This is a genomic window from bacterium, assembly GCA_021372775.1.
Classification (GTDB): Bacteria; Acidobacteriota; Polarisedimenticolia; order J045; family J045; genus JAJFTU01.
This window is the reverse complement of sequence record JAJFTU010000098.1, coordinates 1-1,853: the sequence shown is the minus strand read 5'-3', so window position 1 is coordinate 1,853 and position 1,853 is coordinate 1. Positions and strand designations below refer to the sequence as shown.

At 67.4% G+C, this 1,853-nt stretch carries 3 protein-coding genes; 1 reads left to right on the top strand and 2 read right to left on the bottom strand.

Annotation, left to right across the window (positions count from 1 at the left end; translation table 11 throughout):
- The coding region (locus LLG88_03450; GenBank protein MCE5245963.1) for an acetate--CoA ligase family protein at window positions 1-427 on the top strand (427 nt) is incomplete at its 5' end.
- Between the two features lie 217 nt (window positions 428-644).
- Here the strand turns inward: LLG88_03450 and LLG88_03445 are convergent.
- Together LLG88_03445 and LLG88_03440 are read right to left on the bottom strand one after the other, a co-directional pair.
- A complete protein-coding gene (locus LLG88_03445) occupies window positions 645-1,304 on the bottom strand; it encodes a hypothetical protein (GenBank protein ID MCE5245962.1) in 660 nt (219 codons plus the stop codon).
- 63 nt (window positions 1,305-1,367) lie between these two features.
- Window positions 1,368-1,820, bottom strand: coding sequence for an integrase core domain-containing protein (locus tag LLG88_03440; GenBank protein ID MCE5245961.1), 453 nt, complete (start codon window positions 1,818-1,820; stop codon window positions 1,368-1,370).
- Between the last annotated feature and the right edge of the window lie 33 nt (window positions 1,821-1,853).

The window sequence follows — 1,853 nt, the reverse complement described above, 5'->3', positions numbered from 1 at the left end:
GATGCGCGCCAAGCTCGCCGCGGCCGGCCACGCGCCGGACACCTGGAACCTCTTCCTGCAGGCCTTCCGGCCGGGCGGGCGCGAGGTGATCATCGGCTCCAGCCGCGACGACTCCTACGGGCCGCTGGTGATGTTCGGCCTCGGCGGGACGTTCGTGGAGGTGCTCAAGGACGTCAAGTTCGGTCTGACGCCAATGGCGCGCGAGGACGCCGAGGAGATGGTCCGCTCGATCCGCGCGATCAAGATCCTCACCGGCGCGCGCGGCCAGGCCGGCGTGGACCTCGACCCGGCGATCGAGGCGATCGAGATCGTGGCCCGGCTGGTCCGCGAGCACTCCTCGATCGTCGAGCTCGACGTCAACCCGCTGCTCCTCTACCCCGAGAAGGGGAAGGCGATCGCGGTGGACGCCCGGATCCGCGTCAAGTAGCGGACGCGGCGCCCTCGACGCGAAAGGGCCGCCCGCGGGCGGCCCTTTCCATTTCGCGCGGCCCCGCGCGGCGCCGCGGAGCGAAGAGACTCAGTCCGTTCGGACCGGCTGCAGGGGGGCGAGCCGGTTCACTTCGCCGGCCGGGACGCTCTTCTAGTGCGATTCTGGGGTCAGTTACGCCACGCATTTCGCTGTAGATCATGGCCGCGAGTTCTGATCACCTGCGCGCGTCTGGGGTCGGCACTGTCCCTGCCGATCCCGGCGGGCTCGATTCTCTCGATAGCGGTAGCTCCCACTCCTCGCGCCGACAGTTCACCTCAAAGGGACGTAACGAGAACGGATCGACATAGAGCCAGTCAATTGGAGACTGTGGCCCCCCCGCGCGCACATAGCGAATGCGCCATGCGAACAGGGACGCATCGAAGTCGGCAGTTCCGCCAAGAGCCTGTATTTCGCAGAGATCGCTGATTGCCTTCTCCCAAGTCCTCTCGGACGCAGCAAGCGCGGCTCGCCACCGCGACCTCGCCTCTTCCGTCAACCGCGATTCCGCATGTCCGGCCAATTTGCGCCGCCGCGCTTCGCTTGAGTAGTCTCCGCCAATCGACAGCTTCACGTTGCGTGCAACCAGCCGCGATGCAGTACCGCGGGCACACACATGGCCGCCACTGTCCAGCAACTCGAATTCCAGGTACCACCCATCGCTCGGCTCGGCCGGGATCGGCGCGACGCTGCGGATACTCCCTTTGAATCCCGTTGCCGAGAGGAACTGCCTCACTCTGCCGAGGGTCACCTCATACGGCGGCGGGACGGCGCTCGTCGGAGTCACCAGGCACAGAGTGCTTAGAAGAGCTGCAGCGAGCCTCTTGACTTTGAACATGATCAGTTCTTGTCGGGCTTCAAGGTGGCCTGCCCCCATTCGCTGGTCCAACGAAACCGAGAGTCAAAGCGTCGCGGGTTCTTCGAGCTTCAGCGGGCCGGTGGGACGCGGAGCCGACCGGAGGCCCGCCGACGCTTGCGCCGCGGACTCGCAGGGGGTCAGGCTCCCGAGCGAGATGAGCGGCCGGTCGAGATTGTAGTCGAACCTCCAGTTCTCGATGGTGAAGCGCGGCCCGCCGAACCACTGCTGGTTCAGGCACCCGTCGCGGAACCTGTCGTTGAAGCTCTCGATGAAGGGGTTGTCGGTCGGCGTGCCCGGGCGGCCGTGCGCCGCCGCCAGACGGTCGAGCACGCGCACCACGCGCGCCGCCGGCAGCGACGCGGCGACCTCGATCGCGAGGCACATCCTCGTGACCACGTCGACGACGTTGAGCGTCCGGAACGCCCGGCCCGACTCCAGGGCGTCGTGCGTGAAGTCCATCGACCAGCATTCGTTCGGCCTGCTCGCCGGCGGCATCGGCACGCGCGGCTCGCGGGCGAGGCGTTTGCG